21 protein-coding genes are annotated in these 23,904 nt (G+C 61.8%); 17 read left to right on the forward strand and 4 right to left on the reverse strand.

Annotated features, from left to right (window positions below):
• Nucleotides 1-103: 103 nt before the first annotated feature.
• Nucleotides 104-574 (reverse strand): EVE domain-containing protein, encoded by a 471-nt coding sequence (locus NTU39_RS07200; RefSeq protein ID WP_150665132.1) that lies wholly within the window; start codon nt 572-574, stop codon nt 104-106.
• 189 nt (nt 575-763) lie between these two features.
• Between NTU39_RS07200 and NTU39_RS07205 the strand changes: the two genes are divergently transcribed.
• Nucleotides 764-1,552, forward strand: coding sequence for a hypothetical protein (locus NTU39_RS07205; RefSeq protein WP_257959565.1), 789 nt, complete (start codon nt 764-766; stop codon nt 1,550-1,552).
• A gap of 98 nt (nt 1,553-1,650) precedes the next feature.
• Here the strand turns inward: NTU39_RS07205 and ompA are convergent, their stop codons facing one another.
• Complete coding sequence (gene ompA / locus NTU39_RS07210; protein WP_150665130.1) at nt 1,651-2,319, reverse strand: outer membrane protein OmpA; 669 nt, start codon at nt 2,317-2,319, stop codon at nt 1,651-1,653.
• 411 nt (nt 2,320-2,730) lie between these two features.
• On the opposite strand from ompA, the gene gyrA reads away from it, so the two are divergent.
• The 6 genes from gyrA (at nt 2,731) to aroA (ending at nt 10,882) form a co-directional block, all read left to right on the forward strand.
• Nucleotides 2,731-5,352, forward strand: a complete 2,622-nt coding sequence (gene gyrA, locus NTU39_RS07215) for a DNA gyrase subunit A (protein ID WP_150665129.1) — start codon at nt 2,731-2,733, stop codon at nt 5,350-5,352.
• A gap of 141 nt (nt 5,353-5,493) precedes the next feature.
• On the forward strand, nt 5,494-6,081 hold the full coding sequence (locus NTU39_RS07220) for a DUF2059 domain-containing protein (protein ID WP_373275367.1): 588 nt from the start codon (nt 5,494-5,496) through the stop codon (nt 6,079-6,081).
• A gap of 291 nt (nt 6,082-6,372) precedes the next feature.
• Entirely contained in the window at nt 6,373-7,485 is a 1,113-nt protein-coding gene (gene serC / locus NTU39_RS07225) for a 3-phosphoserine/phosphohydroxythreonine transaminase (protein ID WP_150665127.1), read from the forward strand.
• A 102-nt stretch (nt 7,486-7,587) separates the two neighbouring features.
• Complete coding sequence (gene pheA, locus NTU39_RS07230) at nt 7,588-8,670, forward strand: prephenate dehydratase (RefSeq protein WP_150665126.1); 1,083 nt, start codon at nt 7,588-7,590, stop codon at nt 8,668-8,670.
• A gap of 17 nt (nt 8,671-8,687) precedes the next feature.
• Nucleotides 8,688-9,560, forward strand: coding sequence for a prephenate dehydrogenase (locus NTU39_RS07235; protein ID WP_150665125.1), 873 nt, complete (start codon nt 8,688-8,690; stop codon nt 9,558-9,560).
• Nucleotides 9,560-10,882 (forward strand): 3-phosphoshikimate 1-carboxyvinyltransferase, encoded by a 1,323-nt coding sequence (gene aroA, locus NTU39_RS07240; RefSeq protein WP_150665124.1) that lies wholly within the window; start codon nt 9,560-9,562, stop codon nt 10,880-10,882. The genes NTU39_RS07235 and aroA overlap by 1 nt, the downstream gene beginning before the upstream one ends.
• A 21-nt stretch (nt 10,883-10,903) precedes the next feature.
• On the opposite strand, the gene NTU39_RS07245 is transcribed toward aroA, so the two are convergent.
• Nucleotides 10,904-12,229: an Nramp family divalent metal transporter gene (locus tag NTU39_RS07245; RefSeq protein WP_150665123.1), complete on the reverse strand. Its 1,326-nt coding sequence runs from the start codon at nt 12,227-12,229 to the stop codon at nt 10,904-10,906.
• Between the two features lie 112 nt (nt 12,230-12,341).
• Here NTU39_RS07245 and cmk point away from each other — a divergent pair, with 112 nt between their 5' ends.
• The 10 genes from cmk (at nt 12,342) to cysM (ending at nt 22,387) form a co-directional block, all read left to right on the forward strand.
• Entirely contained in the window at nt 12,342-13,037 is a 696-nt protein-coding gene (cmk, locus tag NTU39_RS07250) for a (d)CMP kinase (RefSeq protein ID WP_211279352.1), read from the forward strand.
• Nucleotides 13,038-13,150: 113 nt separating this feature from the next.
• Nucleotides 13,151-14,854 (forward strand): 30S ribosomal protein S1, encoded by a 1,704-nt coding sequence (gene rpsA / locus NTU39_RS07255; RefSeq protein ID WP_039400075.1) that lies wholly within the window; start codon nt 13,151-13,153, stop codon nt 14,852-14,854.
• Between the two features lie 12 nt (nt 14,855-14,866).
• The gene (locus tag NTU39_RS07260) at nt 14,867-15,160 is read left to right on the forward strand and encodes an integration host factor subunit beta (RefSeq protein WP_017232087.1); all 294 of its coding nucleotides are present in this window, start codon (nt 14,867-14,869) and stop codon (nt 15,158-15,160) included.
• A gap of 268 nt (nt 15,161-15,428) precedes the next feature.
• Nucleotides 15,429-15,722, forward strand: a complete 294-nt coding sequence (locus tag NTU39_RS07265; protein ID WP_039400068.1) for a LapA family protein — start codon at nt 15,429-15,431, stop codon at nt 15,720-15,722.
• Between the two features lie 63 nt (nt 15,723-15,785).
• Nucleotides 15,786-16,961 carry a lipopolysaccharide assembly protein LapB gene (gene lapB, locus NTU39_RS07270; RefSeq protein ID WP_257959566.1) on the forward strand — a complete coding sequence of 392 codons (1,176 nt, stop codon included), beginning with the start codon at nt 15,786-15,788 and terminating at the stop codon, nt 16,959-16,961.
• Nucleotides 16,962-16,982: 21 nt separating this feature from the next.
• Nucleotides 16,983-18,356, forward strand: coding sequence for a UDP-glucose dehydrogenase family protein (locus NTU39_RS07275; RefSeq protein ID WP_257959567.1), 1,374 nt, complete (start codon nt 16,983-16,985; stop codon nt 18,354-18,356).
• A gap of 17 nt (nt 18,357-18,373) precedes the next feature.
• A complete protein-coding gene (gene rfaE1, locus NTU39_RS07280) occupies nt 18,374-19,363 on the forward strand; it encodes a D-glycero-beta-D-manno-heptose-7-phosphate kinase (protein WP_150665120.1) in 990 nt (329 codons plus the stop codon).
• On the forward strand, nt 19,360-20,364 hold the full coding sequence (rfaD, locus tag NTU39_RS07285; RefSeq protein ID WP_257959568.1) for an ADP-glyceromanno-heptose 6-epimerase: 1,005 nt from the start codon (nt 19,360-19,362) through the stop codon (nt 20,362-20,364). The genes rfaE1 and rfaD overlap by 4 nt, the downstream gene beginning before the upstream one ends.
• Nucleotides 20,365-20,557: 193 nt before the next feature.
• A complete protein-coding gene (locus NTU39_RS07290; RefSeq protein WP_257959569.1) occupies nt 20,558-21,358 on the forward strand; it encodes a ComEA family DNA-binding protein in 801 nt (266 codons plus the stop codon).
• A gap of 126 nt (nt 21,359-21,484) precedes the next feature.
• Nucleotides 21,485-22,387, forward strand: coding sequence for a cysteine synthase CysM (gene cysM, locus NTU39_RS07295; protein ID WP_150665117.1), 903 nt, complete (start codon nt 21,485-21,487; stop codon nt 22,385-22,387).
• A gap of 98 nt (nt 22,388-22,485) precedes the next feature.
• Here the strand turns inward: cysM and mltB are convergent, their stop codons facing one another.
• Nucleotides 22,486-23,727: a lytic murein transglycosylase B gene (mltB, locus tag NTU39_RS07300; RefSeq protein ID WP_150665307.1), complete on the reverse strand. Its 1,242-nt coding sequence runs from the start codon at nt 23,725-23,727 to the stop codon at nt 22,486-22,488.
• Between the last annotated feature and the right edge of the window lie 177 nt (nt 23,728-23,904).

A 23,904-nucleotide genomic window follows, 5' to 3' on the forward strand; every position in this document is an offset into this window, starting at 1 on the left:
GCCACTATGCCAGCGAGTGGGTACACACTATGCACATGGCGGCAACGTTATACAGACGCTATCGCAACAATTTTGGTTCCGCTTTTTGGATACTTTTCCCAAATTAAGCTCTAAGTAAGTGCTTGCTAATAAATTTCCAATGTTCCGGTGACACGGGGGTGATGGACAGGCGGTTACCGCGTGCGAGTACGAGCATGCCGTCGAGTTCGGGCGTCTCACGCATTTCCGTCAACGGCACGAGCCGTGTCTTGCGATCGAGCTTGACGTCGACAAGCAGCCAGCGCGGTGTGTCGGGCTGTGATTTGGGATCGAAGTAAGGACTCTTTGGGTCGAATTGTGTGGGATCGGGATACGCTTTCGAGGCGACTGTGGCGAGCCCGGCAATGCCCGGTACTGCGCAGCTCGAATGGTAGAAGAGTACGCCGTCGCCCACTTGCATGTCGTCGCGCATGAAGTTGCGCGCCTGATAGTTGCGAACGCCGGTCCATGGAAGGGTCTGCTGCCGGGCGTTGGCGAGATCGTCGATGCTCGCCTCTTCGGGTTCGGACTTCATCAACCAGTAGCGTTGGGCCATGAGGTGTCGGTGTTGGGTGTGGTGCGGTACGGTGGGCATTGTGAGGACATCGCGTGCGAAGACGATGTATCTGTTATCGAATGTTTGCCGCACTGCGATATTGGGCCAATTCCTATACTATGCTTTTGTGACCTTTGCGTGACGTTTCATGTACATGTTCAACCGCCTATGCCGATAGGAGCGTGAGTCATGGCAGCAGAGCCGTCTGTTCGTAGCAACGCGTTCATCTTCTATTCCCTCGCCACGGTGTCGTTCATCGAGACCAGTGTCCCCGAGTTTGTCTCCACGCTCAACCAGATGTATGGTGACGACGACGAGATGCGCACATGGCTGCAAGATACCTGGCTGCCCGAGGAAGTCGAGCACGGGCGACTCGCCAAAGACTACATCGCCCGTGTGTGGCCGGAGTTCGACTGGCCTCAGGCTTACGAGGCGTTTCTGGCGCGCTACAAGCCGCGTTGCGATGTGCAGTACATGCGCCCGTCTCTGGCGCTCGAAGCCTTGTCGCGGTGCGTCACAGAGACGCAGACGGCCATGATCTACCGCTGCCTCGAATCGTATATGCCGGTCGACGAACTCAAGCAGATGATGCATAAGCTGAGCAGCGAAGAAGTCGGCCACTACCGCTATTTCCGCAAGACCTTCGACCGGTACAACGCGGTGGAGCAGCACGGGGTTATCAGTCGGTTGCGCACGATGGTGGCGCGCAGCGAACTCGTGCGAGACGAAGACATCGCGTTTGCGTTCGAACCGCTCAACCGCTTCTGGCGCACGCCGCCGCCGTTCGAGACGATGACGTGGGATGCCTTCCTGGAGATGTCGGGCGACGTCATGAAGCAGTACATGCCGGTGGAGGCTGCCACGCGCATGATGTTCAAGCCGCTGGAGACCGGATCGTGGTGGCGCGACCGTCCGGTCAAGGCGCTGATGGCGTTCATGGTCAGGCGCCAATACCCGCAGTTGGGCAGTGAGGCCTGAGGTCGCTGGCGCATCGTTCGATCCGGCTGTCCGATCGTTTTCCAGGGACGAAAAAAAACCCCGCCGAGGCGGGGTTTTTTCGTTGCCGGTAGAGCGTATTACTTGCTCGTGCCGACGACTTCGACTTCCACGCGACGATCCGGTGCGAGGCAAGCCTTGAGCTTGGCGTTAACCGGGCCCTTGCAATCGGTCGTAACCGGGTTACGCTTGCCCTTGCCTTCCGTGTACACGCGGTTGGCTTCGACGCCCTTGCTGACCAGGTAAGCCTTCACAGCTTGAGCGCGGCGCAGCGACAGACGGTCGTTGTACTTGTCCGAACCGATGCGGTCCGTGTAGCCCGTAGCAACCACGACTTCCAGGTTCAGAGCCTGAACCTTGCTAGCCAGGTCGTCCAGCTTCTGCTTGCCGGCCGGCTTCAGGATAGCCTTGTCGAAGTCGAACAGTGCGTCAGCCTGGTACGTGACCTTTTGCGAAACCGGAGCGACCGGAGCGACCGGGGCCGGTGCCGGAGCTGCGACTTGAGCGATGATCGAACCGTCGCACTTGGCGTTAGCCGTAGCCGGGGTCCAGTACGCATCGCGCCAGCACAGTTCGTCCGAGCCGTTCTTCCAAACCCACTCGCCGCTGCCGTTCACCCAGTTGTCGTTGACGGCTTGCTTCGAGGCCGCGATCGGGCCCGGAGCCTTCTCGACGTAGTTTTGGGCCATAGCCGAAGCAGCCATCACTGCGGTAGCTGCAACGATCGCGAGCTTAGCGAATTTATTCATATTTCTCCTCTCGAAATGAGATTACCGCAGGTTTACTGCGAGCCTAGACGACAGAACCAAAGTCTTACATCGCTCGAAGTATAACATCGGCAAATGCGCGAAAGCATGGCCCATGCACTTCGAATAATGTCTAACTTATGCCACGGCATTTTGCCATAGCGATTCGGACGCTCGCGATAAAAACCCCAGCTTTGCCGCCCGTCGTGGCGCAGTTGTGGTTTGAGCGCAACACCTTTTGAGGCCCCTCGCCAACCGTTTCATTTCTTTCCCTTGTTTGACGTTTTGGCGTGCCAGACGTCTCTTGTGCATCGCATCACGCTCGTTTCGGATGCCTATGACGGGCATGTTAGAATCGCAAGATCATATCGCCGGCAGCCGCCTATCGCGATTAGGGCTTGATAGACACGGATAATGGATCAGTTCGCCAAAGAAACTCTCCCGATTTCGCTCGAAGAAGAAATGCGGCGGTCGTACCTCGATTACGCCATGAGCGTGATCGTCGGCCGCGCTTTGCCGGATGTGCGTGACGGCCTGAAGCCAGTTCACCGCCGCGCGTTGTTCGCCATGCACGAACTGAACAACGACTGGAACCGGGCTTACAAGAAGTCCGCGCGTATTGTCGGTGACGTCATCGGTAAGTACCACCCGCACGGCGACGCCTCTGTATACGACACCATCGTTCGCATGGCGCAGCCGTTCTCGCTGCGCTACATGCTGGTCGACGGCCAGGGCAACTTCGGTTCGGTTGACGGCGACAACGCCGCCGCCATGCGATACACCGAAGTTCGTATGGCCAAGATCGGCCACGAACTGCTTGCCGACATCGACAAGGAAACCGTCGACTTCGGACCGAACTACGACGGCAGCGAAAAGGAACCGCTGATCCTGCCCGCGCGCATCCCGAACCTGCTGCTCAACGGTTCGTCGGGCATCGCCGTGGGTATGGCCACCAACATCCCGCCGCACAACCTCAACGAAGTCGTCGAGGGTTGCCTATATGTATTGAAGAATCCGGAAGCGACCGTCGACGAACTGATCGAGATCATTCCGGCGCCGGACTTCCCGACTGCCGGCATCATCTATGGCATCTCCGGCGTGCGCGAAGGTTATCGCACCGGCCGTGGCCGGGTGGTGATGCGCGCGAAGACGCACTTCGAAGACATCGATCGCGGCCAGCGCGTAGCGATCATCGTCGACGAACTGCCGTATCAGGTGAACAAGCGCTCACTGCTTGAGCGGATTGCCGAACTCGTCAACGAAAAGCGTCTGGAAGGTATTTCCGACATTCGCGACGAGTCGGACAAGAGCGGTATGCGTGTCGTGATCGAACTCAAGCGCGGCGAAGTGCCCGAGGTTGTCCTGAACAACCTGTATAAGCACACGCAGTTGCAAGACACGTTCGGCATGAACATGGTGGCGCTGGTCGACGGCCAGCCCAAGCTGCTGAATCTGCGCGAAATGCTGGTGCACTTCCTGGCGCACCGCCGCGAAGTGATTACTCGCCGTACCGTCTATGAGCTGCGTCGTGCCCGTGAGCGCGGCCACGTGCTCGAAGGTCTGGCGGTAGCACTCGCTAACATCGATGACTTCATCGCGATCATCAAGGCAGCGCCGACGCCGCCGATCGCGAAGGCGGCGTTGATGGAGAAGTCGTGGGATTCGTCGGTCGTGCGCGAAATGCTGGCGCGCGCCGAGACCGAAACGCAGGGTGGCCTGGCGGCCTACCGTCCGGAAGGGCTCGACGTTGCCGTGGGCGTGCAGCCGGATGGGCTGTACCGTTTGTCGGAAACGCAGGCGCAGGAAATTCTGCAGATGCGTCTGCAACGCCTGACCGGTCTGGAACAGGACAAGATCGTTTCCGAGTACAAGGAAGTGATGGCGCAAATCGCCGACCTGCTCGACATTCTGGCCAGCCCGCCGCGTGTGACGGCCATCATCAGCGAAGAGCTGACGGCCGTGCGCGCCGAATTTGGCGACGCCCGCCGCTCGACCATCGAACACAACGCGACCGAACTCGATACCGAAGACCTCATCACGCCGCAGGACATGGTCGTGACGTTGTCGCATTCGGGTTACATCAAGTCGATGCCGCTGTCCGAGTACCGTGCGCAGAAGCGTGGCGGTCGCGGCAAGCAGGCGGCAGCCACGAAGGACGACGACTGGATCGACACGCTGTTCATTGCGAATACGCACGACACGATCCTGTGCTTCTCGAACCGTGGCCGCGTCTACTGGATCAAGGTTTATGAAGTGCCGCAGGGTTCGCGGAACTCGCGTGGCCGTCCGATCGTCAATATGTTCCCGTTGCAGGATGGCGAGAAGATCAACGTGGTGCTGCCGGTCAAGGAGTACACGGAAGATCGCTTCGTGTTCATGGCAACGAGCTTGGGTACGGTCAAGAAGACGCCGCTTGCGGCCTTCAGCCGTCCGCTCAAGAAGGGCATCATCGCGGTGAATCTCGACGACGGCGACGTACTGATCGGCGCGGCGATTACCGACGGCGCCCACGACGTTATGCTGTTCTCCGACGCAGGCAAGGCTGTGCGCTTCGACGAGAACGACGTGCGTCCGATGGGACGCGAGGCGCGGGGCGTTCGTGGAATGCAGCTCGAAGACGGTCAGACCGTGATTGCGCTGCTGGTCGCGGAGAACGAGCAGCAGTCGGTGCTGACGGCAACTTTGAACGGCTACGGCAAGCGCACGTCGATCACGGAATATACCCGCCACGGCCGTGGCACTAAGGGTATGATTGCGATCCAGACGAGCGAGCGCAACGGCCGTGTGGTTGCGGCGACGCTGGTCGATCCGGATGACGAGATCATGCTGATCACGACCGGTGGGGTGCTGATCCGCACGCGCGTCTCCGAGATTCGCGAAATGGGTCGCGCTACGCAAGGGGTGACGCTGATCAGCCTGGACGAAGGTACGACGCTCTCGGGTCTGCAACGCATCGTTGAGTCCGACGCGGAAGTTGCCGAAAATGGCGAGACGCAAGGCGACGATGAGACGCCGGAAGCGGATGTCACCGAGTAATACCGGCGTAACTCGATGTAATCTAGGGGTGCATTGCCCCGAAAAGTCAGTAGAATCTGGCCCGATGCAGTGAAGTGCCCAGGCGAGGATGCATCTATTTATCGTCAGCGAAGGCCGACGAACTTTGGAGTGACTATTACTATGCAACACAACGTCAAGAAGTGGATGTGGCTGCTGCTCGCAGCACCGGCAATGGCAATGGCTCAGCAGAGCGCTCCGCTTGACGCGGACAAGAAGGCAGCCATCAAGGAGCTGCTTGAAGCCATCGACTCGAGCAAGCTCGTCAGCGCCATCGGCGACGGCGCGGCACAGCAAGCCAAGCAACTGGCTCCGCAGGTGCTCGAGCGTCAACTGGTTGAAAACAAGACGTTGAGCGACGCGCAGAAGCAGGCCATCGTGCCGACGCTGCAACAAAACTCGGTGCAAAAGCTGGTTGACGGCGCGGGAAAGGTCTTCACGACCGACGCCTTCAAGAACGACGCTGTGCAAGCGCAGTACAACGCTTACGGCAAGTTCTACACGACCGACGAAATCAAGGGTCTGACCGCTTTCTACAAGAGCGCAGTCGGCCAGAAGTACATCAAGGTGCAGGATCAGGTTGGCCAGGAAGTCGTTGGCGGCCTGATGCAGAAGTACATGCCGCAATCGATCGACGCGACCAGCAAGCAAGCTGACGCCGAAATCGCGGCAGCCGCCAAGTCGGCACCGAAGGGTTCGGCCAAGAAGTAAATTTCGGCCAGTCCCCTCGGGGATTGCCGGATAATGGTCGTTTGCGAGAGATCGCAAACGGCCATTTTGCGTTGGAGGAGGCAATGTCGCCACCAACGCAGGCGTCAGTTCGGATCATTCCGAGAGACGGTCGGTCGGCGTCTGATTTAAGACGGGTGCCCGCACCTAATGCCTAACTGGCGGTATAGTGAGTCTTTGCCGCAGCCGCTAAACGAGTCAAGACGTGAAACGCAAGCCGCACGGGTCGAATTCCGCCGGCTTGCGTTTCACTTTTACTGCAGCAAATCCAATATGACGCGCGCTTTCAATTTTTCCGCCGGCCCGGCTGCATTGCCGGCCGAGGTCCTCACCCAGGCGGCCGAGGAGATGCTCGACTGGCACGGTGCCGGTATGGGCGTGATGGAGATGAGCCATCGCGGTCGCGAGTTCATGAGCATCCTGGCGCAGGCGCAAGCCGATCTGCGCGAGCTGCTGGCCGTCCCGGACAATTACCGCATCCTGTTCATGCAGGGCGGCGCGCTTGCCGAGAACGCTATCATCCCGATGAATTTGCTGGGTGGTGCACGTGCCAATGAGCGCCGCACGGCCGATTACGTGGTGACCGGTTCGTGGTCCGTCAAATCGGAGAAGGAAGCGCGCAAGTATTGCGACGTCAACATTGCCGTGAGTACCGAGGCCGAGAAGTTCACTCGCTTGCCGAAAGTCGACGAGTGGAAGCTTTCGAAGGATCCGGCGTACGTGCACATTTGCACGAATGAGACCATTCACGGCGTAGAGTATTTCTGGACACCCGATCTGGCGGCTGCCGGTCTGCCGGACGTGCCACTCGTTGCCGACGTTTCCTCGCACATTCTTTCGCGTCCGATGGACGTGTCGAAGTTTGGTGTGATGTACGGCGGTGCACAAAAGAATATCGGTCCGTCGGGGCTGACGGTCGTCATCGTTCGTGACGATCTGCTGGGTCGTGCGTTGCCGTTCACGCCGAGCGCTTTCGACTGGAAGATCGTGGCCGAGAACGATTCGATGTTCAATACGCCCCCGACGTACGCCATCTATATCGCCGGTCTGGTGTTCCAGTGGCTCAAGCGTCAGGGCGGTCTGGCGGCAATGGAGGCGGCGAACAAAGCGAAAGCCGATCTGCTGTACGGGTATCTCGACGGCAGCGGCTTCTATCGCACGTCGGTCGCGCCGGATTGCCGCTCGCGTATGAATGTGCCGTTCTTCCTGAACGACGACGCACTGAACGAAACTTTCCTGGCCGGCGCTCGCGAGCGCGGCCTGCTGCAACTCAAGGGCCACAAGTCCGTGGGAGGCATGCGCGCCTCGATCTACAACGCAATGCCGCTTGCCGGCGTCGAGGCACTGGTCGACTACCTGCGCGAATTCGAGCGCAGCCACGGCTGACGAGGGCACATTGCCAGTGCGACGCGTGTTCCTCAATTTGATTGGGAGCGTCGCGCTGGGAGTTGCCTGACCATGTCACATAGCAAGAAGACAATACGCTCCATGGAAGACGATCTGAACGCATCGCTGCGCCCCTTGCGCGAGAAAATCGATGCCATCGACGCGCAGCTGCTCAAGCTGTTGAACCAACGTGCGGCCGTCGCCCTGGAAGTGGGTGAGGTCAAAAAGCGTTTCGGCGCGGCAGTGTTCCGGCCCGAGCGCGAACTGCAGGTGATTTCGCGTCTGCAACAAGCTAATGACGGACCGCTTTATGGGGACAATCTCGCGTCGATCTGGCGCGAAATCATGTCGGCCAGCCGCGCGCTCGAGAAGGTGATGACCGTGGCCTATCTCGGCCCGGCGGGAACCTACAGTGAGCAAGCGGCCTTGTCCTATTTCGGCCAAAGCGTGAAGGGCCTGCCGTGCCCGTCGCTTGACGAAGTGTTCCGCGCTGTCGAAGCGGGCAGTGCCGATTTCGGTGTCGTCCCCGTCGAGAACTCGACCGAAGGCGTCGTGTCGCGCACGCTGGACCTGTTGCTGCAGAGCCCGCTCACCATCGGTGGTGAAGTGGCGTTGCCGATCCATCACAACCTGATGTCGCGCACCGGCACGCTCGACGGTGTGACGCGTATCTGTTCGCATGCGCAGTCGCTGGCGCAATGCCAGCATTGGCTCACGGCACACTTTCCGCAGCTTGAGCGTCAGGCCGTGTCGAGCAATGCCGAAGCCGCCCGCATGGCGGCAGCCGACCCGTCCATCGCGGCGATTGCCGGCGAGTCGGCGGCGACGCAGTACGGACTGCAAATCGCTTTCTCGCACGTGCAGGACGATCCGCATAATCGCACGCGCTTCGTCGTCATCGGTACGCAGGACCCAGCACCGAGCGGTCGCGATCAGACGTCGCTGATTCTCTCCGTGCCGAACCGTGCAGGCGCAGTGGTGGCGTTGCTCGAACCGCTGGCGAATAACGGTGTGTCGATGACGCGTTTCGAATCGCGTCCCGCGAAGAGTGGTACGTGGGAGTATTACTTCTACGTCGACTTCGAAGGGCATCGCGACGATGAGAACGTCGCGAAGGCGCTCGAGGCGCTTCGCCAGAATGCGGCCTACTGCAAGGTGCTCGGGTCGTACCCGCGTTCCGCCTGAACGACAGGCGGGCCACCATGCGTCTTAATAAACTCGTTATCTGCGGCGTCGGACTGATCGGCGGTTCGCTTGCGCGCGCGCTCAAAGCCGCGGGTGCGGTGAACGAAGTCGTGGGCGTCGGCCGGACCGAAGCCTCGCTCGCACGCGCTTGCGAACTGGGTGTGATCGATCGGGCTGCCACGTCGATGGCGGACGCGTTGTCGGGGGCGGACATCGTGCTGCTCGCCGCACCCGTCGCGCAGACGCCGGCGCTGCTGGCGGCCATTCGTCCGCATCTGAGCGGCGAGACGATCGTGACCGATGCTGGCAGCACCAAGACGGATGCCGTCGCCGCTGCGCACGAGGCGCTGGGCGACGAAGCCTGGCGTTTTGTGCCGGGGCACCCGATCGCCGGGGCGGAGCTGTCCGGTGTCGATGCCGCGAAGGTCGATCTCTACCGTGACCGTCGGGTCGTGTTGTGCCCGCAACCGGCCAATCGTGCAGACGATGTCGCACGCGTGCGGGCGATGTGGGAAGCGACCGGCGCACGCGTCTCGGAGATGACCGAGCGGCAGCACGATCGCGTATTCGCGTCGGTCAGCCATTTGCCGCACGTGCTGTCGTACGCGTTGATCGCGCAGATTCTCGATGCACCGGATGCTGCGCTGAAGTTCGGATTCGCTGGCGGTGGTTTTCGGGATTTCACGCGCATTGCGGCGTCGAATCCGGAGATGTGGCGTGACATCTGCGTCGCCAACCGCGACGCGCTGCTCTCCGAACTGGACGGTTACCTCGCCACGCTCGGCTCACTGCGTCAATTGATCGATGCCGGCGACGGTGCCGGTCTCGAGGCCGTGTTCGCTCGCACCAGTCAGGCGCGAACGGATTGGGCCAAGCAACAGGAAAAGTAATGGAAACGCTCGATCTCGGCCCATACGGCCACGCCGAAGGCACGCTTCGTCTGCCCGGCTCGAAAAGTATCTCGAATCGCGTGCTGCTGCTCGCGGCGCTCTCGCGCGGTACGACGCACGTGCGTGAGCTGCTGGCGTCTGACGACACGCGAGTCATGCTCGACGCGCTGGCCGCACTGGGCGTCAAGTGGACGCAGATCGGCGACTCGCGCGATTTCATCGTCGAGGGTTGTGGCGGCGTGTTTCCTGTGAAGGCCGCAAAGCTCTTCATGGGGAATGCGGGCACGGCGATTCGTCCGTTGACGGCCGCGTTGTCGCTGAGTCACGGTGACTACGAGGTCTTGGGGGTGGCGCGGATGCACGAGCGCCCCATTGGCGATCTGGTGGACGGGTTGCGCCAGCTTGGCGCGCAGATCGATTACCTCGGGAATGCCGGGTACCCGCCGTTGCATATCAAGCCGGCTGAGGTGATCGCGCCTGCCGCCCCGATTCGCGTGCGCGGCGATGTGTCCAGTCAGTTCCTGACGGCGCTGTTGCTGACGTTGCCGCTGCTGCCATCCGCGACGGGGGAGATCGTTGTGGAGGTCGAGGGCGAATTGATTTCGAAGCCGTATATCGACATCACGCTGCGTCTGCTGCGTCGATTCGGCATCGACGTGCGTCAGGATGGCTGGTCGCGATTCACACTGCCTGCGGCGGATGCCGATGGTGCGAAGTACCGGAGTCCGGGCGAGGTGCGTGTTGAGGGCGATGCGTCGTCGGCGTCGTACTTCCTCGCCGCCGGTGCTATTGGTGGCGGGCCGTTGCGCGTCGAAGGTGTGGGGCGCGACAGCATGCAGGGCGATGTGCGTTTCGTCGACGCGCTGGCGGCCATGGGCGCGCGCGTCACGATGTTCGATGACGCCATTGAGGTGCACGGCATCGACACGCCCTCCGGCAAGCTGCGCGCTGTGGATATGGACTTCAATCACATTCCCGATGCAGCCATGACGATTGCCGTCGCGGCCTTGTTCGCGGACGGTACGACGACGCTGCGCAATGTGGCGAGTTGGCGAGTGAAGGAGACGGATCGGCTGGCGGCGATGGCGATTGAGCTTCGCAAAGTCGGTGCGACGGTGGAAGAGGGGGCCGATTATCTGCGCGTGACGCCCCCGGCTACGCTTACCGCCAACGCTGCTATCGACACTTACGACGATCACCGGATGGCGATGTGCTTCTCGCTCGTGAGTCTGGGGGGCGTACCGGTCACCATCAACGATCCGAAATGTGTCGCCAAGACATTCCCGACGTACTTCGCGGAGTTCGCGAGAGTCGCGTCCTGAAACAAGGGTGATGCAATTGCATCACCCTTGTCCGGTCATGGTCTGCCAGAGCAGCACGCCATTGAGGGCAACGATCGCACCGGCGATCAGCCAGGCCGTCGCAAGTAGCACACCGCGTACTCGCCATTGCCCCATGAGCTTCGCGTCGCCAGCAAATCGTACGAGCGGAATCACGGCGAAGGGCAATTGCAGACTCAGAATCACCTGACTGAAGATCAGCAGGTTGGTGGTCTGCGCTTCTCCGCCGTGGCCGACGATTAACAGGGCAGGAACAAGAGCCAGCGCACGCGTGATGAGCGCGCGTTGCCAAGGCTTCATGCGCAGGTTCAGAAAGCCCTCCATCGTGACCTGACCGGCGAGTGTTGCCGTCACCGTCGAGTTCAGACCGCAGGCGAGCAATGCGACCGCGAACATCACCCCGGCCCATTGGTTGCCGAGCAGCGGCGCGAGCAACTTGTGTGCATCGCCGAGGGACTCAACCGACGTGTTCCCGCTGGCATGAAAGACGGCTGCGGCCAGGATAAGCAGCGCTGCGTTGATCAGGAACGCGAAACCGAGCGAGAGTGTGGTGTCCCATTGGGTCGTCCGTAGCGCAAGGTGCATGGCCGCAGGCGTGCGTTCGGGCATGGCTTCGCCACGCATACGAAGCAGTGCCGAGTGCAGGTAGAGGTTGTGGGGCATGACGGTCGCGCCGAGAATGCCCGTGGCGAGCCAGAGCATGCCTGCTTGCGCCACGATCTCGCTGCGCGGACGCAAACCCGCAGCGGCCGCGCCCCAGTCGGGATTCGCGAGCGCGAGTTGCGCAGCGAAGCAACCCGCCGTGAGCAGAATCAATGCGGCGACGGCGCCTTCGAGGCGTCGCTGCCCGAAGCCTTGCAACCCGAGCATCGCGAACGCGAGGGCCCCGGCGAGCACTACGCCCACGGGCAGCGACAGACCGAACAGCAGTTGCAACGCCACCGCGCTGCCGATGATCTCGGCAAGATCGCAGGCGATGATTGCGATCTCGCAAAGCCCCCATAACGCCAGCGAGATGCGACGGCTATACTGGCTACGTGAGAGTTGCGCGAGATCGCGTCCGGTCACCAGACCCACGCGCGCGGCCAGCCACTGCAACAACAATGCCATGACGCTCGAGAGCAACACTACGCTCAGCAGCGTGTAGCCATAGCGGGCACCACCGGCGATGGCCGTGGCCCAGTTACCTGGATCCATATAGCCGACGGCGATCAACGTTCCCGCCCCGGCAAACCCCATCCACCGCTGCGCGCGGCGCGGCGTACGGTTTTGCTGATCGGGCGGCGGCACCCATTCGGGGCCAGCTAAGGGATAATCGCGGCTTTGCATGGCAGTGACATCTTCCGGCGACGCAAAATAGCGTCTACATCTAAATGATAATCATTATTATTTGGATGGGAAGTATTATTTTTTAATGTGTTGAATAGACAGAGACGAAGGGATGCCTGATTTGACGGTGGTGGACGACTCGATTCCGGTCATTACGGTGGATGGCCCGACGGCATCCGGCAAGGGCACGGTGGCACACCGTGTGGCCGACGAGCTTGGCTTTCATTACCTCGACAGCGGGGCGCTTTACCGGCTGACCGCGCTGGCGAGCGCACGCCACGGGATCGACCCGGACGACGTCAGCGCGCTGGCGGTGCTCGCCGAGACGCTCGACGTGCGTTTTCGCGATCAGCGGATCTGGCTGGCCGGCGAGGACGTGACTGACGCGATCCGTGCGGAGGCGATCGGCAACCGGGCTTCGAGTATTGCGGTGCACAAGGCGGTACGCCAGGCGCTCAGGGCGCTCCAGCGGGGCTTCAAGACCGCGCCAGGCCTTGTGGCGGACGGCCGCGACATGGGCACGGTGATCTTCCCGGAAGCCGATCTGAAGGTCTTTTTGACCGCCACACCACAGGCGCGTGCCGAGAGGCGGTATAAGCAATTGATAGAAAAAGGATTTTCTGCTAACATAGACAGTCTCATGCTGGATCTTGAGGCGCGTGATGCGCGGGATCGTACCCGTGCGGAAGCGCCGCTAAGGCCGGCAGAGGGTGCGCGGGTACTCGACACATCGGGGCTCAACGTCGATCAGGCGGTGGCTCAGGTACTCGAATGGTTCGCGCAAGTGCAGTACCCGCAAGGCGCCTGACCGGGTGTTTCATGCAGTCATCCGGCTTGGCTTTGTCTAACCTTTAACCCAACCGTTGTACGTTAGCGTCAACCCCCCTCGGGAGACGGACGTCAGCGGCGTAATCCACTTTTATGTCCGACCTGCAAACCTCGACCAACGAATCTTTCGCGGCGCTTTTCGAAGAGTCGCTCTCCCGTCAAGACATGCGTGCTGGTGAAGTCATCAGCGCAGAAGTCGTTCGGGTTGACCACAACTTCGTGGTCGTCAACGCCGGCCTCAAGTCCGAAGCGTACATCCCCATCGAAGAATTCCTGAATGATCAGGGCGAGGTCGAAGTTCAGGCCGGCGATTTCGTTTCCGTGGCGATCGACGCCCTGGAAAACGGCTACGGCGACACCGTGCTGTCGCGCGACAAGGCCAAGCGTCTGGCCTCGTGGCTGCAACTGGAAAAGGCCCTCGAATCGGGCGACCTCGTGACCGGTACGATTACCGGCAAGGTCAAGGGCGGCCTGACCGTGATGGTCAACGGCATCCGTGCATTCCTGCCGGGTTCGCTGGTTGACACGCGTCCGGTCAAGGACACGACCCCGTACGAAGGCAAGACCCTCGAATTCAAGGTTATCAAGCTCGACCGCAAGCGTAACAACGTCGTGCTGTCGCGCCGTGCAGTGATCGAAGCCACCCAGGGTGAAGAGCGCGCCAAGCTGCTCGAAACGCTCAAGGAAGGCGCGATCGTCAAGGGCGTGGTCAAGAACATCACCGACTACGGCGCGTTCGTCGACCTCGGCGGCATCGATGGCCTGCTGCACATCACCGACATCGCATGGCGTCGTGTGCGTCACCCGAGCGAAGTTCTGTCGGTTGGCCAGGAAGTCACCGCCAAGATCCTCAAGTTCGATCAAGAGAAGGGCCGCGTCTCGCTGGGCGTCAAGCAACTCGGCGAAGATCCGTGGGAAGGCATTGCTCGCCGTTACCCGCAAGGCACCCGCCTGTTCGGCAAGGTCACCAACATCACCGACTACGGCGCATTCGTCGAAGTGGAATCGGGCATCGAAGGCCTGGTTCACGTGTCGGAAATGGACTGGACCAACAAGAACGTTGCTCCGACCAAGGTTGTCCAGCTGGGCGACGAAGTCGAAGTCATGGTGCTCGAGATCGACGAAGACCGTCGTCGTATCAGCCTCGGCATGAAGCAGTGCAAGCCGAACCCGTGGGATGACTTCTCGCGCAACTTCAAGAAGGGCGACAAGATCAAGGGCGCAATCAAGTCGATCACCGACTTCGGCGTGTTCATCGGTCTGCCTGGCGGCATCGACGGCCTGGTCCACCTCTCGGATCTGTCGTGGAGCGAAGCCGGCGAAGAAGCCGTTCGCAAGTACAAGAAGGGCGACGAAGTCGAAGCCGTGGTTCTGGGCATCGACGTCGAGAAGGAACGCATCTCGCTGGGTATCAAGCAGCTCGAAGGCGACCCGTTCAACACGTTCGTGGCGATCCACGACAAGGGCTCGATCGTTGACGGCACCATCAAGGCTGTCGATCCGAAGGGTGCTGTCGTTTCGCTGGGCGACGACGTCGAAGGCTACCTGCGCGCATCGGAAATCTCGCACGACCGTGTGGAAGATGCCCGTAACGTGCTGAAGGAAGGCGAAGCCGTCAACGCAATGATCGTCAACATCGATCGCAAGTCGCGCAACATCAACCTGTCGATCAAGGCCAAGGATTCGGCCGAGCAACAGGAAGCGATTAGCAAGATGTCGTCGGATAGCTCGGCAGCGAGCGGCACCACGAACCTCGGTGCCCTGCTCAAGGCCAAGCTGGACAGCCAGAATCAGTAAGGTCCAAGGCCTATGACCAAGTCTGAATTGGTCAACCAGTTGGCGGCGCGGTTTCCCCAGTTGGTGCTCAAGGATGCCGATTTCGCGGTGAAGACGATTCTCGACGCGATGGCCGATGCGCTTGCGCGCGGTCATCGAATCGAAATCCGCGGATTCGGTAGTTTTGGGCTCAACCGTCGGCCACCGCGCGTCGGCCGCAACCCGAAGTCGGGCGAGAAAGTGATGGTGCCGGAGAAATTCGTGCCGCACTTCAAGCCGGGCAAGGAGTTGCGAGAGCGGGTTGATCACAAGGCGTCGGACCAATAAGGCCCTTTGGGATCTACTACGCAAAAAAAGCGCCTTCGGGCGCTTTTTTTGTCTCCGGCGTTCGGCAATGCGCCGCGAGTGCGGACAAGCGCCGGAAATGTGAAGGCATTTGCAGGAACGACGCCTCACAGGGCACATCCGGTACAATACGCCCACGTGCCGGCCCGGTACGCGGGAGGGGCTCGACGCAGTCGTCGTCTCGCCTCGTCACGTTTGGCCGGCCCAAGTCGCAAAACATACGGCAATCCTGCCGCAGGAGCCTTTCGGCATGAAGCTGATTGTTTGGATCGTTCGCCTGATCGTATTCGTGGTGTTGCTGTGCCTGGCGCTCGCCAACACGGGCGAGGTCACGTTGAACCTGTTCCTGGGTCATACGTGGACGGCGCCGCTCATCATGATCGGCCTGGCGTTTTTCGTGGTCGGTGGCGTCATCGGTGTGCTCGCCACGTTGCCGAGTCTGATGCGTCAACGCCTTGAGTTGCGCCGCACGCGTCGCGATCTGGCCCGTGCTCAGCGGGAACCCGAAGCGAGCGATCAGCCGCCGATGCTGCCGCCGGTCTAAGGCGAAGCTGCGGCGCGCGATGCTCGCCATCCTCATCGACTGTTTCAACGACAACACGTATTCATGGAATTCGAGGTCTGGTGGCTACTTGCCATCCCCGTGATCTTCGGCTGTGGCTGGGTCGCCGCGCGACTGGATTTGCGCAGCCTGCTCTCGGAAAGCCGCAATCTGCCGGCATCCTATTTCCGCGGTCTGAATTTCCTGCTGAACGAACAGCCGGACAAGGCGATCGACGCTTTCATCGAAGTCGCCAAGCTCGATCCCGAGACGACCGAACTGCACTTTGCGCTAGGTAGTCTGTTCCGCCGTCGCGGTGAGACGGAGCGCGCCATTCGCGTGCATCAGAATTTGCTTTCGAGAGACGATCTGCCGCAAGCCGATCAGGAACACGCGCTCTACGAACTCGGTCACGACTTCCTGAAGGCCGGTCTGCTCGACCGCGCTGAAGACGCGTTCAGCCGTCTGCACACCGGCGCATACGCGAAAGCGGCACAGCACGCAAAACTTACGATCTATCAGATCGAGAAGGAGTGGCGCAAAGCGCTGGCGGAGGCCGAGACGCTGAGCGATCTCGATCCTGCCGTCTCGTATCGCAAGGAAATTGCGCAATTCCATTGCGAATTGGCGCAAGAAGCGCTGCAACGCAAGGATGTCGACGCTGTCGGTCATGAACTGGATGCCGCGCTGGCGGCCAACCCGGCGAATGTACGTGCCCCGTTGTTGCGCGGCGACATGTTGCTCGCCGCCGGTGACGCCGAAGGCGCGCTGCGCGTGTTGCGCACCATCGAAGAACAGAATCCGATGTATCTCGGTCTGGCCGCCAAGCGCGTGATGAAGGCGTATGAAGCGCTGGGACGCGCCCCTGAAGGGCTGGCCATGTTGCGCGATGCGCTGCGCAAGAATCCGTCGGACGACCTGCTGGAAATCGTCTACGAAAAGACGGTTTCGCTCGAAGGTCCGGAGGCCGCGCTCACCCTGATGCGCGAGCAAATGCATCGCGCCCCGAGCGCACCCGGCATGGCACGTCTGCTCGAAGCGCACGCCGCCACCGCGCATGGCGACACGCAGTCCGACCTGCAACTGATGGGTAAGCTCATCACGCAACGTACCAAGTCGTTGCCGCGCTACGTCTGCGACCAGTGCGGATTCCGTGCGCGCCTGTTCTATTGGCAATGCCCCGGCTGTAACGGCTGGGAGACCTACACGCCGCGCCGTGCCGACGTGCCGGCGGCTTCGTAAGACTTCTCACACCCCAATATCATGAAGATCACCATCATCGGTTCCGGCTACGTCGGCCTAGTTACGGGTGCATGTCTGGCCGACGTCGGCAACGACGTGTTCTGTCTCGACGTTGATCCCCGCAAGATCGAGATCCTGAACAACGGCGGCGTACCGATTCACGAGCCGGGCTTGCAGGAAGTCATTGCCCGCAACCGCGAAGCCGGCCGTCTGCAATTCTCGACGGACGTCGAAGCGTCGGTCGCCCACGGCGACGTGCAATTCATCGCGGTGGGCACGCCCCCCGATGAAGACGGCTCCGCCGACCTGCAATACGTCGTGGCGGCAGCACGCAACATCGGCCGCTACGCCAAAAGCTTCAAGGTGATCGTCGACAAATCGACGGTGCCCGTCGGCACGGCGGACAAGGTGCGCGCGGCGGTGGCCGACGAACTTGCCAAACGTAATGCGGACGTGAAGTTCTCCGTTGTTTCGAATCCCGAATTCCTGAAAGAAGGTGCGGCAGTGGACGATTTCATGCGTCCCGACCGTATCGTGATCGGTGTGGCCGACGATGCTGACGGCCAGCAGGCGCGCGCGATGATGAAGCGCCTGTACTCGCCGTTCAACCGAAACCACGACCGTACGCTGTACATGGACGTGCGCGCCGCAGAGTTCACCAAGTACGCTGCGAACGCCATGCTGGCCACGCGCATCTCGTTCATGAACGAACTGGCCAATCTGGCCGATCGCGTCGGTGTGGATATTGACGAAGTGCGCCAGGGTATCGGCTCCGACCCGCGCATCGGCTACCACTTCCTCTACGCCGGCTGCGGCTACGGCGGTTCCTGCTTCCCGAAGGATGTGCAGGCGCTCGTGCGCACCGCAGAAGACTATGGCGTGCCGCTGCGCATCTTGAACGCGGTGGAAGCCGTCAACGAAACGCAGAAGGCGGTGCTGATCGACAAGATCGTGACCCGTTTCGGCGACGATCTGAAGGACAAGACGTTCGCGCTGTGGGGGCTGGCGTTCAAGCCGAACACGGACGACATGCGCGAGGCCCCGAGCCGTCGTGTGATTGCCGAGCTGGTGCGTCGTGGCGCACGGGTGCGGGCGTACGATCCGGTGGCGCTCGATGAAGCGCGCCGCGTAATTGCGCTGGATTTCGCCGACGATGCCGACGCGCATGCCCGCATCGAATTCTGTGCGACGCAAAACGACGCGCTGACCGGTTCGGACGCGCTCGTGATCGTCACCGAATGGAAGGCGTTCCGCAGCCCGGACTTCGCTAAGGTGAAGACGGCACTCTCGCTGCCGCTGATCTTCGACGGTCGTAATCTGTACGAACCGGAGGCGATGGAAGAGCTGGGCATCGAGTACCACGCCATCGGTCGTGGCCTGGGCCAGCCGGCCTGAATTTCAAGGAACGACGGATGACTTCGACGGCAACTTCGCTCACGCGCACGATTCAGGCGCCGGGTGTGCCCAACGTGCCACGCGAGGCGTTCAGTCGCGCACGCGTGCTGATCGTCGGCGACGTGATGCTCGATCGCTACTGGTTCGGCGACGTCAATCGCATTTCGCCGGAAGCACCGGTGCCGGTCGTGCACGTCAAGCGCAATGAAGAGCGCCTCGGCGGCGCGGCGAACGTGGCGCTGGGGGCGACGTCGCTCGGCGCACAAGCCGGGCTGCTGTGCGTGCTCGGTGAGGACGAACCCGCCGAGCGCATCGTCGATATGCTGGACGCCAGCGGCGTGACGGCATTCGTCACGCGCGACGCCGATCTCGCGACGACCATCAAGCTGCGCATCGTCTCGCGTCAGCAACAGCTGTTGCGCATCGACTTCGAGAATCAGCCCACGCGCGAAGTGCTGCTCGCGGTGCTGGACCAATATCGCCAACTGCTCGCCAGCTACGATGTCGTGCTGCTCTCGGACTACGCCAAGGGCGGTCTGACGCATGTGCAGCCGATGATCGAAGCGGCGCGCGCGGCCGGCAAGGCAGTGCTCGTCGACCCCAAGGGCAGCGACTACGAACGCTATCGCGGTGCGACGATTCTCACGCCGAACCGTGCCGAATTGCAGCAGGTCGTCGGCGTCTGGCATTCGGAGGACGATCTGACGTCGCGCGCCCAGAATCTGCGCGAATCGCTCGGCCTCGAAGCGCTGCTGCTCACGCGCTCGGAAGAGGGCATGACGCTCTTTACCGAAAGTGGCGCGCTCCACGTGCCGGCGCAGGCGCGCGAGGTGTACGACGTCTCGGGTGCGGGTGACACTGTGATCGCCACGCTGGCCACGTCGCTGTCGGCCGGGCTGCCGCTGCCGCAGGCGGTGGTGCTGGCTAACCGCGCGGGCAGCATCGTCGTCGGCAAGCTGGGGACGGCGACCGTCGACTACAACGAACTCTTTTCCGAGCTGACATGACCATCATCGTGACGGGCGCCGCGGGCTTCATCGGCGCCAACCTCGTCAAAGCCCTCAATGAGCGCGGAGAGACCGACATCGTGGCGGTCGACAATCTCACGCGCGCCGACAAATTTCGTAATCTGGTCGATTGCGAAATCAGCGATTACCTCGACAAGACGGATTTCGTCGCACGCTTTCAACGCCGCGAATTCGGCCGCGTGCGCGCGATCTTTCATGAAGGGGCCTGCTCCGACACGATGGAGACGGACGGTCGCTACATGATGGAGAACAACTTCCGCTACACGCGGGCGCTGTTCGAGGCGTGCCAGACGCAGACCGTGCCGTTCCTGTATGCCTCGTCGGCGGCAACGTACGGTGCGTCGGAAACCTTCGTGGAGACGCGCGAGTACGAGAAGCCGCTCAACGTCTACGGCTATTCGAAGTTCCTGTTCGACCAGATCGTGCGCCGTGCCATGCGTGACGCTGGCGGCAAGTTGCCGAGCCAGGTGGCGGGCTTCCGGTACTTCAACGTGTATGGGGCACGTGAAGCGCACAAGGGCCGCATGGCCTCGGTGGCGTTCCACAACTTCAATGAATTCCGCGCAAACGGCCGTGTGAAGCTCTTTGGCGAGTACAACGGCTATGCCGCCGGTACGCAAAGCCGCGACTTCGTCTCGGTCGAGGACGTCGTGAAGGTCAACCTGCACTTCTTCGATCACCCGGAGCGCAGCGGTATCTTCAATCTCGGCACGGGCCGGGCGCAGCCGTTCAACGACATCGCGGTCGCCGTGATCAACACGCTGCGCGCGGAGACCGGCGAAGCGGCGTTGTCGCTTGACGACATGGTCAAGCAGGGCCTCGTGGAGTACATCCCGTTCCCGGACGCCCTGCGCGGCAAGTATCAGTGCTTCACGCAGGCGAACATCGACCATCTGCGTCAAGTCGGCGGTTATCAGCAGCCGTTTTACACGGTGGGCGAGGGCGTTTCCCGCTACGTGCGCTGGTTGCTGGCGCAGTAAGTGTCGCCACAGGCGTCGACAGGTGGTTGAGCAGCAAAAGACGGGGAGCCAGGCGGCTCCCCGTTGTCGTTTGATGTCTCCCCGTGTCATCCGGGCGGGCGCTGAGGCGTTAAGTGGGTATCGGGGATGCTGGGATGTCCGATGTGTCGGTGCGCCACGGCGTTGGCCCGAGTGACCTTACAAGGAACAGATCATGCTTCGCAAACTCTTGCTGGCGGTTGTTACCTTCTTCACCCTGTGCGGCCTGGCAATGGCGGCCGTCGACATCAACACCGCCGACCAATCGCAGCTTGAGACGCTCAAGGGCATCGGACCGGTCAAGTCCAAGGCGATCATCGACGAGCGTAACGCCCACGGGCCCTACAAGGATGCGGCCGATGTTGCCAAGCGGGTCAAGGGCCTTGGCGCCAAGTCCGTGACGTCGCTGCAATCCGAGGGCATGACGATCAACGGACAGGGTGCTGCGGCACCGGCCAAGCCTGTCGCGAAAGCCCCTGCGACTGCTGCACCGGCGCCGGCCCCCGCGAAGCCCGCACCGTCCGCCGCTCAGACGCCTGCTGCTCCGGCACCGACCACGCCTGCCAAGCCGGTGACCCCTGCCGCGCCGGTGCCTGCCACCGCCACGCAAAAGACGCCGACACCCACTCCGGCTGCCGGTACGACGATGAAGCCTGCATCGCCGGGCGCCACCACCGCACCGGCCAAGCCGGGCACGCCGCTTCCGGCGGCGACCGGTGCGGCGGCCGCGACGGGGGCAGCGGGGGCAACGGCTACCACGGGCGCATCCGACACGAAGGCGGACACCAAGACTAGCAAGTCGAAGAAGTCGAAGGATGCGAAGGCTGACAGCACCAAGGGCGCAACTGCCGCCGCACCGTCCCCCGCATCGGGCTCGGCCGCTGCAAGCGGTGACGCCAGCGCAGCCAAGCCATCCAAGCCATCCAAGTCGAAGAAGGCCAAGGCACCGGCACCGGCCAGCGCACCGAAGCTCTGACGCTGCCAGCGGCCGGTTGCGCCGGGCGCGAGTTGGCGCATCGCCCGGCCGCGAGACCTTACCCTGAGCGCGGTCATGGCCGGTGGATTAGAATGTTCCGATTCCCGACCGAAAAAGCTTAGCGTAATGGCCTACAAGACTATCGAAGACACCATCGGCAATACACCGCTGGTGCAACTGGTGCGTTTGCCCGACGACGAAATCCGCCGCCGCAACAACGTGATTCTCGGCAAGCTCGAGGGCAACAACCCGGCGGGATCGGTGAAGGATCGTCCGGCGCTGTCGATGATCAAACACGCCGAACTGCGCGGACGCATCAAGCCGGGCGATACGCTGATCGAAGCCACGTCGGGCAACACCGGTATTGCGCTGGCCATGGCCGCCGCCATCCGTGGCTACAAGATGGTCCTGATCATGCCGGAAGACCTCTCCATCGAGCGTCGTCAGAGCATGGGTGCCTACGGTGCCGAGATCATCCTGACGCCGGTCAAGGGCGGTATGGAGTACGCGCGCGACCTCGCCGAGCAGATGCAACGCGACGGACGCGGCATCATCCTCGACCAGTTCGCCAACCCGGACAACCCGCTGGCGCATTACGAAACCACCGGCCCCGAAATCTGGCGCGACACCGAAGGACGCATCACGCACTTCGTCTCCGCGATGGGGACGACGGGCACGATCATGGGCGTCTCGCAATATCTGAAGGAGCAGAGCGAGGCCGTGCAGATCATCGGTGCAGAGCCTGCCGAAGGGTCGCGTATTCCGGGTATTCGCAAGTGGCCGGAAGCGTATTTGCCGAAGATTTTCGACCGTGCGCGTGTGGATCGTACGATCTCCGTGACCCAAGCCGAAGCCGAAATCATGGCACGCCGTCTCGCGGCGGAAGAGGGCATCTTCTGCGGCATCTCGGCAGCGGGCGCCTGCCAGATTGCGCTGAATCTCGCGCGTGAGGTCGAGAACGCGACCATCGTGTTCGTCGTCTGCGACCGGGGCGACCGCTATTTGTCGACGGGCGTGTTCCCGGCGTAAGGCGGTATGTAGTCGCTGCACAGCCAACGAAAACGGGACCCGAGGGTCCCGTTGTTCATGATGACGGCAAGTCGCTGCTCGCTGCGATGTCGCCGAGATTACGGCGCGCGTGCCGCCTTGATCGCGTCGGCCAGATCGTACACCGCCATAGCGTAGAAGAAGCTTCGGTTGTAGCGCGTGAGCACGTAGAAATTCGTGAGGCCCATGCGGTACTGTGTGGCTTGTCCCGGTGTCGGCAGATCGACGATCAGCACCGGCGTGTCCAGCGCCCCGCCCACATCGAGCTTCGGCTCGTTCATCAGCATGCCAGCCTTGATGAAGTCGCCGAGCTTCCAATGCGGTTCAGGTTGTCCGTCGGCACCGGCTTCGGCCAGCCCCTGACTGCCGCGATCCCCGGCAATGTTCCACACAACCGGCTGACCCGCCTGCCATCCGTGCTGCTTGAGGAAGTTGGCCACGCTGCCGATGGCATCCGCCACGTCGGTCGTCAGGTTGATCTTGCCGTCGCCGCTGTAATCCACCGCGTAGTTGCGGATCGATGACGGCATGAATTGCGGGATGCCGATGGCACCGGCATACGATCCGTAGATGCTGAACGGATCGACGTTCCGCTCGCGTGCGTACAGCAGCAGGTTCTCAAGCTCCTTGCGGAACAGCGCCATGCGCTCGGAACGGTTGCGGGCGGGCGGGTAATCGAACGCCAGCGTGGTGAGCGCGTCGATGGTGCGGAAGTTGCCCATGTTGCGCCCGTAGATCGTCTCGACGCCGATGATGGAGACGATGATCTCTTCGGGCACGCCATACTCGCGTGCAGCGCGCGAGAGCGCCGCAGCATTCTGATTCCAGAAGCGCACGCCGCCGTTGATGCGGGTGTTGTCGAGGAAGTTCTTCTCGTACTTCGTCCAGTTCTTCTGGCCCGGCGTGGCGGGCGGCGCGACAAGGCGTGCGGCCGTCTGCGAGAACACGACGCGCGAGAAGATCTTCTGAAGCTCGCCACGATTGAAGCCGTTGCGCGCGACGAGGTCGTTGATGAACGCGTCGACTTCCGGGTTCGCCGCGTAGCGTTGCGGCACTACTTCTTCCTCGAACTCCGTCTGCGACGACTGAGAAGATTGCGCGACCGCCTTGGGGCGCGTCTGCGCATGCGCGTCGACACTCGTGAGCGCCGTCATCGCGAACGATGCACTCAGGCACAGCGCAATGCCGAGCGAGCCGAATGCGCCGAATGAGCGAGCGACGTGAGACGAGCGGGAAAATTGCCGGAGCGACGCCGCAGTGAGAGGGCGCGCAGTGTCCGGTCGAGCGTGGCGTGCTTGCGCCAACGGGAGAGAATCGTACATCCGTACCGGTGATGTCATGCTGTCTGTCAGGCCTGTATGAAGTCCGAATGCGATGCGGCGGTTGGGCCGCGATCACGTTAGTCGCGTTGGCGCTCTCATCGATAGCTATCGATGCCGATGGGCGCACTTTCGAGTGACGCAAAGTGCTCACTCAAAGCGAGATGCCCTCTAGAGCGT

The organism is Pandoraea commovens (genome assembly GCF_024704525.1).
In the GTDB taxonomy this organism is placed as follows: domain Bacteria; phylum Pseudomonadota; class Gammaproteobacteria; order Burkholderiales; family Burkholderiaceae; genus Pandoraea; species Pandoraea commovens.